The organism is Stenotrophomonas sp. PI_27 (genome assembly GCF_027854495.1).
In the GTDB taxonomy this organism is placed as follows: Bacteria; Pseudomonadota; Gammaproteobacteria; order Xanthomonadales; family Xanthomonadaceae; genus Stenotrophomonas; species Stenotrophomonas pavanii.
In genome coordinates, this window is sequence record NZ_JAJNOF010000003.1 from 332,136 (window position 1) to 346,548 (window position 14,413).

Genomic DNA, 14,413 nt, shown 5'->3' on the forward strand with positions numbered 1-14,413 from the left:
GGTGCCGACCTTGGTCGGCACGATCTGACCCCTGCGGTGCCTCATCGCCACGACGCCACCACCGCATCACCCTGCATGGGTACATACAACGGCAGCGCCAGCTCCTGCTTCACCCAGCCCGGATTGAGCGCACGCAGGCCGGCCAGGTATTCGCGGGCCAGCGCGATATCCCCCTGCCGCATCGCCAGGCGCGCAGCGCGCGCCCAGGTGCGGTCCCAGCCATGGGCCAGCGACAACGAGGTCGCCAGTGCCGCACGCGCCCCTGCCACATCGCCTTTCTCCCAGCGCTGCTCGGCGCGGATGATCGCCTCGTTGGACAGGCGCATGTCGTACAGCTCGCGCAGCCTTGCGACCGCGCGTGGGTCAGCGTCCACGCGCAGGTCGGTGTCCTGCCAGTCGCCGCCGGGCGTACGCACCAGCAGCGCCGCCGACCACTGTCCGCTGCGTTGACCACCCGCTGCCTGACCCGCTTCCAACGCCGCCAGCAGGCGCGCGGCTAGCGGCCCACGTGAGGTGGCGAAGACGCGTTGCATCGATGCCAGCACCTCCCACCCGGCCAGACCATTGCCCTGCACGCTCAGCATGCCCTCGCCCTGCGCACCGGCCCAATCCGCCTGCTGCGCGGTAGCGCCGGTGTACTGCGCATTGCCGCCGCGTGCGCTGACCAGCCCCACCTGGCGCTCGGCCAGCGTGGTGCCATCGAAGTTGCCATCTTCATCCAACAGCTGCTTCAGCACCTGCGCAGGCGTGCGGCCTTTGGCCATCAACTCCAGACCCTTCGACCCATAGGTCGGGTTGGTTTCGAACTGGCTGGCGACCGCACCCACTTTCGCCTGCGCCCACGGCACGCCCACGCCGCCGACCGCCAGGTTATGCGTGGCCACCGCCACCCCACAGTCGCCGGCCTCGTTGCAGGCGGCAATGGAGAACGTCGCCCACGCCGGTGTGGCGGTGGCAGCGAGCAGCAGGGCCAGGCAAGAGCGCAACAGGGGCATGGGTGTCTCCATGGGCAGGCATTGCAATGGGATGCAGCCTACGCACGAAAGGTTTAGTAGATCCACGCGATGTGTGGATCAAGCGTGTCGACCTTGGTCGACACCCACCAAGAGCAGCGTGCCGACGAACGGTCGGCACCCACCCACAGCAGCGGGAAACTGTCGAAGGCGGGGTGGGTCCGGTTGCGGGGGTGTCCGCGGCATGGATGCCGCGGCCAAGCCCCCAAGGACGGGTTTACGGCGTCCCCCGCAACCGGACCCACCCCGCCATCCCACGTAAAGCCCGTTGTTGCTTTTGCTGTTGCCTTGGATTGAAGCAGGTGCAGGGCGCAGCCCTGCCGAACCAACCCTATCGCCCCGGCAACTGCGCGAACGCGCGCTGCATGCAGTCCTCGCGCGGGCACACCCGGCAACCCGGCCCGATCGACACCGAGTTGCCCGGGCTCTGCACATCCAGCCCCAGCGAATACACCAGGCGTTCGGCATGCTGTAGATCGCAGCCCAGCGCCACCGCGAAGGTCTTGCGGGGCTGGCCATGGCCCACCGGGCCACTGCTGACCTGCCGCGCCAGCCAGAAATGGCGGCGGCCATCGGGCATGCGCGCGGTCTGGGTGAGGATGCGCCCGGGCTGGTTGAACGCCTCGTAGACGATCCACAGGGGGCACGATCCACCCACCTGCGAGAAGTGGAAATCGGTGGCCGAATGGCGCTTGGACACGTTGCCTGCACGGTCCACGCGGATGAAAAAGAACGGCAGGCCAGGTGCGCTGCGCCGTGCCAAGGTGCTCAGCCGATGACAGACCGCTTCAAAGCCGACGCCGAACTGGTGCGCCAGCAGCTCGATGTCGTAGCTGCTGGCTTCGGCCGCACGCAGGAAACGCATGTACGGCATCACCAGCGCACCGGCGAAGTAATTCGACAAGCCAATCCGCGCCTGCGCGATGCGTGCCTCATCGGTAAAGCCGGCACGCGCCACCACCGCATCGATCTGCGGCAGGTAGCCGTGCAGGGCCAGTTCGGCGGCCATCTGGAACGCCTGCTGGCCCGGCTCCAGGTAGTCCGGTAGCCACAGCCGTCGCGTGCCCGCATCGTACTGGCGCTTCTCGCGCCCGGCCTGCAGCGCGGCCACTTCCACCAGCACGCCGTGGCGGTCGGCCAGCAGCTGGCGCAGGCGTGGTGCCACATGCCCGGGCGACAGCCCCCACTCGGCGAACAGGCGTTCGGCCAGTTCGTCCAGTTCGGGAATGTGGTTGTGCATGCGGTTGAAGAACTCGCGCACCTGGTCGCCGGCCGGCAGGGTGCTGCCGGCGCCGGGCTCGCCCAGCTGGAACTCCAGTGCGGCGGCGTGCTCGCGCAGCGCCAGGTGGCGGCGGTGCAGGTCCAGCAGCGCCCGGCTGACCTGCGGCAGGTTGCCGGCCAGCGCGCGCAGCTCAGTCGCGCTGACCTCGGCCAGGCCCAGGTCGCGCAGGGTTTCGCCCAGCGCTTCCTGCAGGGCGGCGGGCTCATCGTCATCGAACAGCGAGGAAACGTCGCCCAACACCTCTCCCAGCTTCTTCTGCACCGCCGGTGTCAGTGGGCGCTTGTTGCGCTCGATCTGGTTCAGGTAGCTGGCCGACAGCCCCAGCGCGCGCGCCAGATCGGCCTGGCTGTAGCCGCGCTGCTCGCGCAACCGCAGCAGGCGCAGGCCAAGTTGCCGTTGGGGGGCTGAATAATTCACAGAATTAACAGGAATCGTGGGGCGCATTGGCCAGATTAAGCGGATTCAGGCCGGAAATCGAGGTGGGTGCTGTGAATAATGCCAAGCATCTTTCGCACCCCGTGGGATTGTCGTCATGACTGTTGCAGCGCCCCGTATCCGCATGCTGATCGATGGCCAGTTCGTTGAATCGGCCACCTCCCACTGGCAGGACGTGATCAATCCGGCCACCCAGGACGTGCTGGCCCAGGTGCCGTTCGCCACTGCCAGCGAAGTGGACGCCGCCGTCGCCGCCGCCAAGGAAGCCTTCAAGACCTGGCGCAAGACCCCGATCGGCACCCGTGCACGCATCTTCCTGAAGTACCAGCAGCTGATCCGCGAAAACATGAGCGAGCTGGCGCACATCCTCACCGCCGAACAGGGCAAGACCCTGCCGGACGCCGAAGGCGATGTGTTCCGCGGCCTGGAAGTGGTCGAGCACGCCGCCGCCATCGGCAACCTGCAGCTGGGCGAGCTGGCCAACAACGTGGCCAATGGCGTGGACACCTACACGATCATGCAGCCGCTGGGCGTGTGCGCTGGCATCACCCCGTTCAACTTCCCGGCGATGATCCCGCTGTGGATGTTCCCGATGGCCATTGCCACCGGCAACACCTTCATCCTCAAGCCGTCCGAACAGGACCCGATGGTCACCATGCGCCTGGTTGAACTGGCGCTGGAAGCCGGCATTCCCAAGGGCGTGCTGAACGTCGTCCACGGTGGCGAGGAAGTGGTCAACGCGATCTGCGACCACCCGGACATCAAGGCCGTGTCGTTCGTCGGTTCCACCCGCGTCGGTACCCACGTCTACAACCGCGCCTCGCTGGCCGGCAAGCGCGTGCAGTGCATGATGGGCGCCAAGAACCACGCCGTGGTGCTGCCGGACGCCAACAAGGAACAGACCCTCAACGCGATGGTCGGTGCCGCCTTCGGCGCCGCTGGCCAGCGCTGCATGGCCGCGTCCACCCTGGTGCTGGTCGGCGAAGCGCGCAGCTGGGTGCAGGACCTGGTCGAAAAGGCCAAGACGCTGAAGGTCAGCGCCGGCACCGTGTCCGGCACCGACGTCGGCCCGGTCATTTCCTGCAGCGCCCGCGAGCGCGTGGAAGGCCTGATCGCCTCGGGCGTGGAGCAGGGCGCCAAGCTGGTGCTCGACGGCCGCAAGCCGCAGGTGGATGGCTTCGAGAAGGGCAACTTCGTCGGCCCGACCATCTTTGCCGGCGTCACCACCGACATGCGCATCTACCAGGAAGAGATCTTCGGGCCGGTGCTGGTCATCCTCGAAGCGGACACGCTGGAAGACGCCATCGCGATGGTCAACAGCAATCCGAACGGCAACGGCACCGCACTGTTCACCCAGTCCGGCGCCGCCGCGCGCAAGTTCCAGGAAGACATCGACGTCGGCCAGGTCGGCATCAACGTGCCGATCCCGGTGCCGGTGCCGCTGTTCTCCTTCACCGGTTCGCGCGCGTCCAAGCTGGGCGACCTGGGCCCGTACGGCAAGCAGGTGGTGCTGTTCTACACCCAGACCAAGACGGTCACCGCGCGCTGGTTCGACGACGAGACGCTGAGTCACGGCGTCAACACCACGATCAGCCTGAAGTAAGCGCAGGAGCAGCCATGAGCCACTCGATGACGACGGAACTGGACGAAGCACAGCAGGCGTACCGCGAGGCTGCGCGCGACTTCGCACTGGCCGAACTGGCGCCGCACGCCGCGCGATGGGATGCGGAGGGCATCTTTCCGCGCGAGGCGATCGCCAAGGCCGGGGAACTGGGCTTCTGCGGTCTGTACATGGACCCGGAAGTGGGCGGCAGCGGCCTGAGCCGATTGGACGCCGCCGTCGTCATCGAGGAGCTCGCCAACGTCGATCCGTCGACTGCGGCCTACATCAGCATCCACAACATGGCCTCGTGGATGGTGTCCACGTGGGGCCAGCCGGCCCTGCGCGACGACTGGGGCAGCGACCTGTCTTCGGGCAACAAGCTGGCCTCGTACTGCCTGACCGAGCCGGGCGCCGGTTCCGATGCGGCCTCGCTGAAGACCACCGCCGTGCGTGAGGGCGACCATTTCGTGCTGAACGGCTCGAAGGCCTTCATTTCCGGCGCCGGGGCCACCGAACTGCTGGTGGTGATGGCGCGTACCGGCGGTGCTGGTGCCGGCGGTGTCAGCGCGATCGCGGTGCCGTCGGACCTGCCAGGCATCAGCTTCGGCCGCAAGGAAGAGAAGATGGGCTGGAACAGCCAGCCCACCCGCGGCATCACCTTCGAAAACGTCCGCGTGCCGGTCAGCCACCTTCTGGGAGAGGAAGGCGGCGGCTTCAAGCTGGCGATGAAGGGGCTCGATGGCGGCCGCATCAACATCGCCGCCTGTTCGCTGGGCGCCGCGCAGGGTGCGCTGGATGCCGCGCGCCGCTACATGGGCGAGCGCCGCCAGTTCGGCAAGGCGCTGGCCGAATTCCAGGCGCTGCAGTTCAAGCTGGCCGACATGGTCACCCAGCTGGTGGCCGCGCGGCAGATGGTGCACACCGCCGCGCGCAAGCTCGATGCCGGTGCCAGCGATGCCAACGTGTGGTGCGCGATGGCCAAGCGTTTTGCTACCGATGCGGGTTTCAACGTCTGCAACGAAGCGCTGCAGATCCATGGTGGCTACGGCTACATCCGCGAGTACCCGATCGAGCGCCTGCTGCGTGACTGCCGCGTGCACCAGATCCTGGAAGGCACCAACGAGATCATGCGGGTGATCGTTGCCCGTCACCTGCTCAACACCGAAGAGGAACTGCGATGAAGGATTGGCGTACCCAGGAGCACGTGGGCCTGAAGGTCGAGGTCGATGGCCACACCGCCGTGGTCACCCTGAACAACCCGCCGGCGCATACCTGGACCGTGCACAGCCTGTCGGCGCTGCGCGACCTGGTCGGCGCGCTCAACGCAGACCGCGGCATCTACGCGCTGGTGATCACTGGCGAGGGCGAGAAGTTCTTCTCCGCCGGTGCCGATCTCAACCAGTTCGCCTCTGGCGACAAGGCCGCCGCACGTGAGGCCGCGCGCCGCTTCGGTGAAGCCTTCGAAGCGCTGTCCGGTTTCCGTGGCGTGTCGATCGCCGCGATCAACGGCTACGCCATGGGCGGTGGCCTGGAATGCGCGCTGGCCTGCGACCTGCGCATCATCGAAGACCACGCCCAGGTCGCGCTGCCGGAGGCCACCGTCGGCCTGCTGCCGTGTGCTGGCGGCACCCAGAACCTGCCGCGCCTGGTCGGCGAGGGCTGGGCCAAGCGCATGATCCTGCTGGGCGAGCGCATCAATGCCGAGACCGCGCTGCGCATTGGCCTGGCCGAAGAAAAGGTCGGCAAGGGCGAAGCCAAGGCACTGGCGCTGGAATGGGCGAAGAAGGCTGGCAAGCAGAGCCCGACCAGCATCGCCGCCTGCAAGACCCTGGTGCAGGCCACCCGCACCGGCACCCACGCCTCGGCGCTGGTGGCCGAGCGCGAAGCCTTCGTCGACCTGTTCGACACTGCCGACCAGGTCGAGGGCGTGACGGCCTTCCTGGAAAAGCGCACCGCGCAGTGGAAGAACGCATGAGCACCGACACCGCTGCCGACGACGCACCGGTGCTGTTCGAAGAGCGCGTGGCCGGCAATGGCACGCGCATCGGCATCGCCACGCTCAACGCGCCGCGCACGCTCAACGGCTTCTCGCTGCCGATGGCGCATCTGTTGCTGAAGCAGTTGAATGCCTGGGCCGACGATGAAGGCATCGCCCTGGTGGTGCTGCAGGGCGCCGGTGAAAAGGCGTTCTGCGCCGGCGGCGACCTGCACAGCCTGTACAAGAGCATGGTCGCCTTCCGCGAGGCCGGCCGCAGCGACATCCGCGGGAACGACTACGCCGCCGAGTTCTTCGACGTCGAATACCGCGTCGATCATCTCATCCACACCTATGCCAAGCCGATCCTGTGCTGGGGCCATGGCATCGTGATGGGCGGTGGCATCGGCCTGATGTCCGGCGCCAGCCACCGCGTGGTCAGCGAGCGCTCCAAGCTGGCCTTCCCGGAAATCACCGTCGGTCTGTTCCCCGATGTCGGTGGCAGCTGGCTGCTGCCGCGTGTACCCGGAAAGGGAGGGCTGTTCCTGGCGTTGACCGGCGCGCTGCTCAACCCGGGCGATGCCATCTACGCCGGCCTGGCCGACGTGCACGTGGCCGAAGAACGCCGCAGTGCAGTGTTCGATGCGCTGCTGCAGGTGGCCTGGTCCAATGACACCGCGCACAACCACGAACGCCTGACCCATCTGCTGCAGTCGCATGCCAGCGATGCCGCCACCGGTCCACTGCTGGCCCACGCGGCGCAGGTCGATGCGTTGTGCGAAGGCGATGACCTTGAAGCCATCGTTGCGCGCATTGCCGGCCTGCAGACCGACGACGCCTGGTTGCAGGCAGCTCAGAAGACCCTTGCGGCCGGCGCACCAGGTTCGGCACGGTTGGCGTACGAACTGCAGCGCCGCAGTGCCGGCCAGGACCTTGCCGCGATCTATCGCCTGGAGTACATCGTCGCCCTGCATTGCGCCGCCCACGGTGATTTCGCCGAAGGCATCCGCGCGCTGCTGATCGACAAGGACCGCAATCCGCAGTGGAACCCGGCCACCCTGGCCGAGGCCACCGGCGCGTGGGCCGACACCTTCTTCGCTTCCCCCTGGGCCGACGCTGCGCATCCGCTGGCCGACCTGGGCACTCCCCTTGTTGAAAGGAGCCTTGCATGAGCCGCATTGCATTCATCGGGTTGGGCAACATGGGTGGCCCGATGGCCGCCAATCTGGTCAAGAACGGCCACAGCGTGCGCGTGTTCGATCTGGTCCCGGCCGCGGTGCAGGCCGCCGTCGATGCCGGTGCAAGCGCCGCCGCGTCGGCGCGCGACACTCTGGCCGATGCCGAAGTGGTGATCTCGATGCTGCCGGCCAGCCGTCATGTCGAAGGCGTGTACCTGGGCGACGACGGCATTCTTGCCGCGATCCCCGCCGGTGCACTGGTCATCGACTGCAGCACGATCGCGCCGGCCAGCGCCCGCAAGGTCTCGGAAGCCGCCGCCGCGCGTGGCCTGCAGATGATCGACGCACCGGTGTCCGGTGGTACCGCAGGGGCACAGGCGGGCACGCTGACCTTCATCGTCGGTGGCGAGGAGGACGCGCTGGAGCGCGCCCGCCCGGTGCTGCAGGCGATGGGCAAGAACATCTTCCACGTTGGCGCCAGCGGTGCCGGCCAGGTCGCCAAGCTGTGCAACAACATGGCGCTGGGCGTGATCATGGCGGTGACCGGTGAAGCCATCGCACTGGGCGTGGCGCACGGCCTGGACCCGAAGGTACTGTCGCAGATGATGGCGGTCAGCACCGGCCGCAGCTGGGCCACCGAGGTGTGCAACCCGTGGCCGGGCGTGCTGGAGAATGCGCCGGCCTCGCGTGGCTACAGCGGTGGCTTCGGCAGCGATCTGATGCTGAAGGACATGGGCCTGGCGGTGGAAGCGGCGATGAGCGTCGGCGCCTCGATCCCGCTGGGCGAAGTGGCGCGCAACCTGTACTCGATGAACCACCAGGCCGGCCGCGGCAAGCTGGATTTCTCCAGCGTCGTGCAGCTCATCACCAGCGAAAAGTGACCTGGTAGTGCCGGCCGCTGGCCGGCAACCTCATGCCCCCCTGTGGGACAACGAAGGTGGGATGGGCGGATGTTCGGTTCCGACCGGCATCCGCCCATTTTTTTGGGGTGGGTTCCCTGGGGTCGGATCCCTCTCGCAACGCGAAAGGGCTCTGACCCCGTTGCATCAGGCCACGACCAGCGTCACGTCGATGTTGCCGCGGGTGGCGTTGGAGTACGGGCACACGATGTGCGCCTTCTGCACCAGTTCTTCCACCTGCTCGCGCGGCACGCCTGGCACGTTGATGGTCAGCTCGGCCTCGATGCCGAAGCCGGTCGGGATCTGGCCGATGCCGACCTTGCCAGTGACGGTGGTGTCGGCCGGCAGCGCGACCTTGGCCTGGCCGGCCACGAACTTCAGCGCACCCAGGAAGCAGGCCGAGTAGCCAGCGGCGAACAGCTGTTCCGGGTTGGTGCCCGGGCCACCGGCGCCGCCCAGCTCGCGCGGGGTCGACAGCTGGATGTCCAGCACGTTGTCGGAGGAGACGGAACGGCCTTCGCGGCCGCCGGTGGAGGTTGCCTGGGCGGTGTACAGAACCTTTTCGATGGACATCGGGATGCTCCTGGTCAGTGGGTGGGTGGGTGGGTGTTGCGTTGGAGCCTACTTTGCCCGCTTTCCGCGTACGATGGGTTGCAACGCGTACGAAAAACTTGATCGATCGTCCTGTTTGCCTAGATCGTCCATTCGCGGTCGGTGGTGAACATGATGGTCAGCCAGCGGTCGGGCGAGGCTTCGCCCAGCGCATCGCCGATCTCGTCGCGCAGCCTGTCCCATTCCACCAGCGGCCGCGGCGGGTCGTCCTCGCGCACCACGAAGAACAGTTCGATCTGTTCGCCACGCCCCACCTGGGCCACGTAGCTGCGGTGCTCGACGAAGCCATGCTTGGCCACGATCGCGCGTGCCACCGCGTCCACGTGCGCCTGCAGTTCCGGCGGAGTGACCAGCAGGATGCCGGCCAGCGCCCGGCGCACGGTACCGAGTGGGGCGATCATCACCAGCACGCAGACGAAGGCAAGGATGGCCGGGTCGATGTACGGCCCGACCCAGGCCAGCGAGGTGCCGCGCACCAGCACGCCGCCGAGGAAGGCCAGCAGATAGCAGGCCGACATGCTGGCGGCGATCACCCAGTTCTTCGCGTCCAGCGCGATGAACTCCGAACCGATGCGGCGGTTGGCGCGCAGGATGAACCCGGCCAGCGCACCTTCGCCAACGATCGACAACCCGGCGAAGGCGATGGCCGGGCCGAGCGCGATGTGGCGGCCGCCGGACATCAGCGCATCCACCGCATTGACCAGCGCATACAGCGCCGCACCGATCATCAGCGTGCCGCTCACCCCCAGCACGATCGGCTCCAGGTGCCAGAAGCCCATGGTGAAGCGCTGGTTGAGCCGCGACTGCAGCGCGTCGGTGCTGGTTGAAAGCGCGATCAGACGCGCGACCAGCAGCGACAGCCAGGTCATCACTACATCGATCAGGCCGTAGATGCCATCGAAGATGATCAGCGAGGAATTGGCCAGAAGACCGAATACCACCGCAGCGGCAGCCAGCAGCAATGAGGCGGCGATGGACAGGCGCAGTACGCCCTGTTCGGTGGTGGAGTCGAAGAACTGCGGACGATCGGCGGCCATGGAGCGATTGTAGAGCGCCGCCGCGCCCCACTGGGCCGGTCGTGCGTGCCCTTCCGACACCGCCGCCGCAATCCGCGCGGGACCGGGCCAAAGCGGCTGCGATCGGGTGCACACATTCTGAATTCAGTCAGGCATCTGAAATCTGCGCTGTCGTAGCATTGTCCACGTGATGGGGCCGATGGACGGTCCCTCCTTGCCGGCATCTGCTGGCGACACGCAAGGGAGACGCAGGCAATGCAGGCAACGGGTGCGCTTGAGCGCAATGGACGGATCGGCCGTGGACGTGGGCATTGGAAGGTGCTGGCCCTGTGCTTGGCGCTTGCTGCATGCCAAGCGCCGTCGTCCCAGGCATCGGCCGAAACGGCTGCTACCACAGCATCGTCGCCGGCTTCCTCCAGTGGAGCATCCGCAGAGTCCTCTGGGTACCCGGATGCATCCTATTCCGAAGGTCGCCTGCGGCCCGCCTATGGCTGGTGCGTGGATGGCGTCGAGGATGCGGGCAAACTGCAGGCTTGCGGGAAGGAGGAGCTGGCCTATCAGGAAGGGCGTCTCGCCAAGGCGACCAGCAAGATGGTGGACGGGCTTGACGCAGCTGCCAGAACTTCGTTCCAGGCGACCCAAGCGAGCTGGCGCAGCGATACGGACCGTTATTGTCGTCAGGCTTCCAACGGCCAGGTCCAACAGCTGCAGCGCGCGCAGGAATGCCGCCTGTTCCGTGTCGCCAATCGTGCCGATCAATTGTCGGCACAGAGCGCGCCGCCGGATACCTCGTACACCCAGGCAACGCTGCGTCCGGAATACACGCGCTGCGTGCAGGACGCCCGTGGCATGGACGACCAGCTGGAAGCCTGCGATGCAGCTGAACTCGCCCACCACAAGACGCTGCTGGAAGCTCAAGTTGCGCGGCTGATGGACGGCCCCGATGGCCCAGCCAAGGACCGCTGGATGGACGAGCAAGCGCACTGGGCTGAAGATACCGATAAGCGCTGCAGCCCGGCCACCGACAGCGTGGGCCAGGCGTCGGATGCACAGTCATGCTTCATCAATCGCTACGCGAACCGTGCGCTGGAGCTGCAGAAGCGCGTGCTGGCCCCATGATGATGCCGCAACATGAGCATCGCAGCAGGGCTCTGATCGGTAGGCAGCAGAAGATGGTGGGCAGGTTTCTGGTCAGTGTGGCCGTGATGGCGATCCTGGGCGTATGCCAGGCCCATGCGTCCCCAACTTTGAGCGCAGCCTACCAGTCGTGTGCGCAGCAGGCGAAGGGTGCCATCGAGCAGGCGGCCTGCCTGTCCAGTGAGTCGGATCGGCAAGACCGTCGGTTGAATCAGGTGTACCAGCAGTTGCAGAGGCGCCTTGACGCCGCTGCCAAAGCCCGGCTGCTGGCTGCGCAGCGGGCATGGCTTCAGCTGCGTGAGCGCGATGACGAACTGGAAGCTGGGCTTTATGAGGAATCGCAAGCAGGCAACCTGCAGCAGAAATTCAACGATATCGAGCGACTACGCTCACGCGCCGACCAGCTGGAAAGCTACTTGCGGTTGACCAGCCCGTAAGGTGAAGCCCGGTGTCCCTTCAATGACAAGGAAGTAAGTCATGCCAAACAACATCGATACCCGCAATCTCGACGCCACCGCCGGTGCAGTTTTTTTTGCTGTGGGACGCGGTACCGAAGGGGGCGGTTCGTCATACCACCTCAGCATTGCCGGCATCACCAAAGGACTGGACGAGCCGGAATGGGGCACGGTGAGTGCGGTGGCCGCCAATAGCGGCTACTCGCTGGGCACGATCCAAGTTGACTTGGGTCAGCGTGGCGAATGGCCACTGGGTGCTACGCAAGAGCGTGCGCTGAAGCCCGGCGAGACCACCTATGTGGATGCAATCATCGACCAGGCCAGTGCCTACGCCAAGTCCCACCGGCTTCCCTTCAGCAACGACCGCGCCGACCTGCGTGCGGACCTGCTCAGCCACGGTGATGGTCAGGGTAAGCGATCGTCGATCCGCTTCATCGACGTCCCCACCCGTGACAGCATCAATGCCTGGGCCGGTTCACCCGAAGGCAAGCAGTGGATTCACACTCACGTTGACTACCCGCAGGTGCGTAACGCCACCCGTATCGCCATGACCATGCTTGACAAGCATGGCAGTGCCATTGCCGAAGACAAGCGCTTTGAAGCGATCGCGTTGATTGCCAAGTCCGCCAACCAGTTGCCCGGCACGTTGCCGCAGCTGGAGGCCGTGCTCAAGCGGGGCGGCGACTACCAGGACCTGCGTGACAAGGCCGCCGAGATACGCCAGGACAGGAAATACTATGCCGGGCTGACGGCCGCCGACGTCGCCGCCGGCTATGAAGACGCTTATTCCCGCCACTCGGTGGAGATGGATCGGGCGCATCTGAAGGTCGGCCGCAGCGACTTCGCGCCCGCTGACGAAGCCAGCGACCCGGACATCAGGATCGCGCTGGAACAGACGCGTCCGAATGGGCATGGCGTGGGAGGGCCGCAGGTCCTGAAGGAAGGCTCCAGCGGCCGCGCGGTGGAAAAGCTGGAACACAACCTGCACACACTGGGCTATGGCGGCGCAGGCGCGCAGGCCATCCATGCCGACCGACAGTTCAATTCCACTACCCGGCAGGCCGTCGAAGCCTTCCAGCGTGATCATGGCCTGACCCCGGTGGATGGCAAGGCCGGGCCGGCAACGCTTGGCGCGATCGACCGCGAGGCGCGCGCGCTGCAGGCTGACATGGCGGCATTGGGGCTGACCGATGCACGGGGCAAAGCGATTACTGCCGATGGTTACCTGGGGGCAGGGAGCCAGCACGCCCTCAATACCTTCCAGCGGCAGCACCATCTGCCGGCCACTGGCACGGCCGACGCAGGCACGCGCAGTGCGATCCAGGCCGAAGCGGCACAGCAACGCGCTGCAACGCCGACACCGTCCGCACCCGCTGCGCCTGCTGCACCACCGGCCGCGGCACCTGCACCCGAACGCCACAGCGGGCCTGCCGCCGCCGCACCCGGCGGCGAGCGCATCTCGATAGTGGAGCCGTTCGGCAATGGCGGCAGCAACCGCACCCTGCGCCATGGGATCAGCGGCGAAGAAGCGTTCCGCGAACTGAAGATCCACCACCCCAACACTAATGCCGCCGCGGTTCGTGCTGGCGATGCCAGTAGAGTCGACCGTACCGCGGAAATGGTCGAGGGCGAGCTGGAGGCCGTGCGCAGGCGTGGCGACGTCAACGGCATTCCCCTGGTACAGAAAGACTTGATCCTCACGAATCCGTCAGGCGGGCGTGGCGTGATGATTCCCAGCCCGGTGGCCGGCTACGTAAATCTCAATAACGATGGCACCAACTCCATCAGCATCTACAGCCACCCGGTCGGCGATCCTCGCCGCGAACTGGTGGGCCAAGTGCTGCACGGTGCACGCGGATCCATTCCGTACAAGAACGGGGACTTCGTGGAGTATGGTGCGCCATTGGTGCGGCAGTCGGACGTGGGCTCGCCGGGGGCGGTTCACGCGCACATCGAAGTCGAACCGGACCAGTATCGGCGTTATCTGGGCGACATGCTCAATGACCGCATCACCCTGGGCGGCAAGGTCCACGCGCAGGGCCCCGAGGCCGCGCAGGCCGCGCGCAGTGCGCAGCAGGCACCGATGGCCGATGGCGTGCTCAAGCAGGGCGAACGTGGTGATGAGGTCAAGGCCCTGCAGGGCAAGCTGGCGGCGCTGGGCTACGCGGGGGCCGACGGCAAGCCGCTGCATGCCGATGGCGTGTATGGCAAGGACACGGTCGCAGCGGTCAAGCAGTTCCAGGCCAACAACGGCCTCGACGACGATGGCAAGGCAGGCCGGAAGACCCTGGCGCAGGTCGACGCCCCCAACGCGGTCAAGGCTGGCACCCCGCCGGCAGCACCGGGTCGGGCCGAACCGGTGGCGCCGGCCAGCATGCGCGACCCCGGGCATGCCGACCACGCGCGCTTCGGCCAGGCCCTGGACAAGCTGCAGGCGCTTGAGCAGCAGCGCGCCCAGGCCGGGTTGAAGCCGCTGTTCGCCAACCCGCAGGAGGCCGAGCGTGCGGCCGGCCAGTTGGCCTACGAGAGCAAGGTGTCCGGCATGCGCCAGATCGACCACGTCGTGGCCCGCCCCGATGGCACCGGCTTGTTCGCCGTGCAGGGCGAGCTGGGGGATCCGGCGGCGCAGCGGACCTTCGTCGACCGCCAGCAGGCGGTATCGCACTCGGTCGAGGCCAGCAGCCGGCAGAGCGAGGCGTTGGACAGCCAGTTCAATCCGCGTGCGCAGGAACAGCAGCAGGAACAGGTGCGCAACCGCGGGCTGTAAGCCCTGCGCGTCCCTGGGGCCGGTCGACCGGTCCCAGGGCC

At 66.8% G+C, this 14,413-nt stretch carries 12 protein-coding genes; 8 read left to right on the forward strand and 4 right to left on the reverse strand.

Going from position 1 to position 14,413, the window contains the following annotated elements; translation table 11 throughout:
• Window positions 1–41 precede the first annotated feature (41 nt).
• Both LRM18_RS05610 and LRM18_RS05615 read right to left on the reverse strand, forming a co-directional pair.
• A complete protein-coding gene (locus LRM18_RS05610) occupies window positions 42–995 on the reverse strand; it encodes a DUF1028 domain-containing protein (protein ID WP_064237433.1) in 954 nt (317 codons plus the stop codon).
• Between the two features lie 349 nt (window positions 996–1,344).
• Complete coding sequence (locus LRM18_RS05615) at window positions 1,345–2,712, reverse strand: short-chain fatty acyl-CoA regulator family protein (protein WP_049466250.1); 1,368 nt, start codon at window positions 2,710–2,712, stop codon at window positions 1,345–1,347.
• Between the two features lie 115 nt (window positions 2,713–2,827).
• Here LRM18_RS05615 and LRM18_RS05620 point away from each other — a divergent pair, with 115 nt between their 5' ends.
• The 5 genes from LRM18_RS05620 to mmsB are packed head-to-tail and all read left to right on the forward strand — an operon-like array spanning window position 2,828 to window position 8,367.
• Window positions 2,828–4,333: a CoA-acylating methylmalonate-semialdehyde dehydrogenase gene (locus tag LRM18_RS05620; protein ID WP_053461878.1), complete on the forward strand. Its 1,506-nt coding sequence runs from the start codon at window positions 2,828–2,830 to the stop codon at window positions 4,331–4,333.
• Between the two features lie 14 nt (window positions 4,334–4,347).
• Window positions 4,348–5,514 (forward strand): acyl-CoA dehydrogenase family protein, encoded by a 1,167-nt coding sequence (locus LRM18_RS05625; protein WP_270952219.1) that lies wholly within the window; start codon window positions 4,348–4,350, stop codon window positions 5,512–5,514.
• Complete coding sequence (locus tag LRM18_RS05630; protein ID WP_270952221.1) at window positions 5,511–6,308, forward strand: enoyl-CoA hydratase; 798 nt, start codon at window positions 5,511–5,513, stop codon at window positions 6,306–6,308. The genes LRM18_RS05625 and LRM18_RS05630 overlap by 4 nt, the downstream gene beginning before the upstream one ends.
• Window positions 6,305–7,480: an enoyl-CoA hydratase/isomerase family protein gene (locus LRM18_RS05635; protein WP_270952223.1), complete on the forward strand. Its 1,176-nt coding sequence runs from the start codon at window positions 6,305–6,307 to the stop codon at window positions 7,478–7,480. The genes LRM18_RS05630 and LRM18_RS05635 overlap by 4 nt, the downstream gene beginning before the upstream one ends.
• Window positions 7,477–8,367, forward strand: a complete 891-nt coding sequence (gene mmsB, locus LRM18_RS05640; RefSeq protein ID WP_049449384.1) for a 3-hydroxyisobutyrate dehydrogenase — start codon at window positions 7,477–7,479, stop codon at window positions 8,365–8,367. Before LRM18_RS05635 ends, mmsB begins: the two co-directional genes overlap by 4 nt.
• Before the next feature lie 165 nt (window positions 8,368–8,532).
• Here the strand turns inward: mmsB and LRM18_RS05645 are convergent, their stop codons facing one another.
• On the reverse strand, window positions 8,533–8,958 hold the full coding sequence (locus LRM18_RS05645) for an organic hydroperoxide resistance protein (RefSeq protein ID WP_005411948.1): 426 nt from the start codon (window positions 8,956–8,958) through the stop codon (window positions 8,533–8,535).
• 119 nt (window positions 8,959–9,077) lie between these two features.
• Window positions 9,078–10,034: a cation transporter gene (locus tag LRM18_RS05650; protein WP_049466253.1), complete on the reverse strand. Its 957-nt coding sequence runs from the start codon at window positions 10,032–10,034 to the stop codon at window positions 9,078–9,080.
• A gap of 477 nt (window positions 10,035–10,511) precedes the next feature.
• Here LRM18_RS05650 and LRM18_RS05655 point away from each other — a divergent pair, with 477 nt between their 5' ends.
• The 3 genes from LRM18_RS05655 to LRM18_RS05665 are packed head-to-tail and all read left to right on the forward strand — an operon-like array spanning window position 10,512 to window position 14,372.
• Entirely contained in the window at window positions 10,512–11,132 is a 621-nt protein-coding gene (locus LRM18_RS05655) for a lysozyme inhibitor LprI family protein (protein WP_270952234.1), read from the forward strand.
• On the forward strand, window positions 11,129–11,587 hold the full coding sequence (locus tag LRM18_RS05660; protein WP_270952237.1) for a lysozyme inhibitor LprI family protein: 459 nt from the start codon (window positions 11,129–11,131) through the stop codon (window positions 11,585–11,587). The genes LRM18_RS05655 and LRM18_RS05660 overlap by 4 nt, the downstream gene beginning before the upstream one ends.
• 40 nt (window positions 11,588–11,627) lie before the next feature.
• Window positions 11,628–14,372, forward strand: a complete 2,745-nt coding sequence (locus LRM18_RS05665; protein WP_270952239.1) for a peptidoglycan-binding protein — start codon at window positions 11,628–11,630, stop codon at window positions 14,370–14,372.
• Window positions 14,373–14,413 lie beyond the last annotated feature (41 nt).

What these genes read in the sequence shown, in the direction of transcription:
- LRM18_RS05650 (WP_049466253.1), bottom strand. Translation starts at nt 10,034, where the DNA reads ATGGCCGCCGATCGTCCGCAGTTCTTCGACTCCACCACCGAACAGGGC.
- LRM18_RS05665 (WP_270952239.1), top strand. Translation starts at nt 11,628, where the DNA reads ATGCCAAACAACATCGATACCCGCAATCTCGACGCCACCGCCGGTGCA.
- LRM18_RS05625 (WP_270952219.1), top strand. Translation starts at nt 4,348, where the DNA reads ATGAGCCACTCGATGACGACGGAACTGGACGAAGCACAGCAGGCGTAC.
- LRM18_RS05645 (WP_005411948.1), bottom strand. Translation starts at nt 8,958, where the DNA reads ATGTCCATCGAAAAGGTTCTGTACACCGCCCAGGCAACCTCCACCGGC.
- LRM18_RS05660 (WP_270952237.1), top strand. Translation starts at nt 11,129, where the DNA reads ATGATGATGCCGCAACATGAGCATCGCAGCAGGGCTCTGATCGGTAGG.
- LRM18_RS05630 (WP_270952221.1), top strand. Translation starts at nt 5,511, where the DNA reads ATGAAGGATTGGCGTACCCAGGAGCACGTGGGCCTGAAGGTCGAGGTC.
- LRM18_RS05635 (WP_270952223.1), top strand. Translation starts at nt 6,305, where the DNA reads ATGAGCACCGACACCGCTGCCGACGACGCACCGGTGCTGTTCGAAGAG.
- LRM18_RS05610 (WP_064237433.1), bottom strand. Translation starts at nt 995, where the DNA reads ATGCCCCTGTTGCGCTCTTGCCTGGCCCTGCTGCTCGCTGCCACCGCC.
- mmsB (WP_049449384.1), top strand. Translation starts at nt 7,477, where the DNA reads ATGAGCCGCATTGCATTCATCGGGTTGGGCAACATGGGTGGCCCGATG.
- LRM18_RS05620 (WP_053461878.1), top strand. Translation starts at nt 2,828, where the DNA reads ATGACTGTTGCAGCGCCCCGTATCCGCATGCTGATCGATGGCCAGTTC.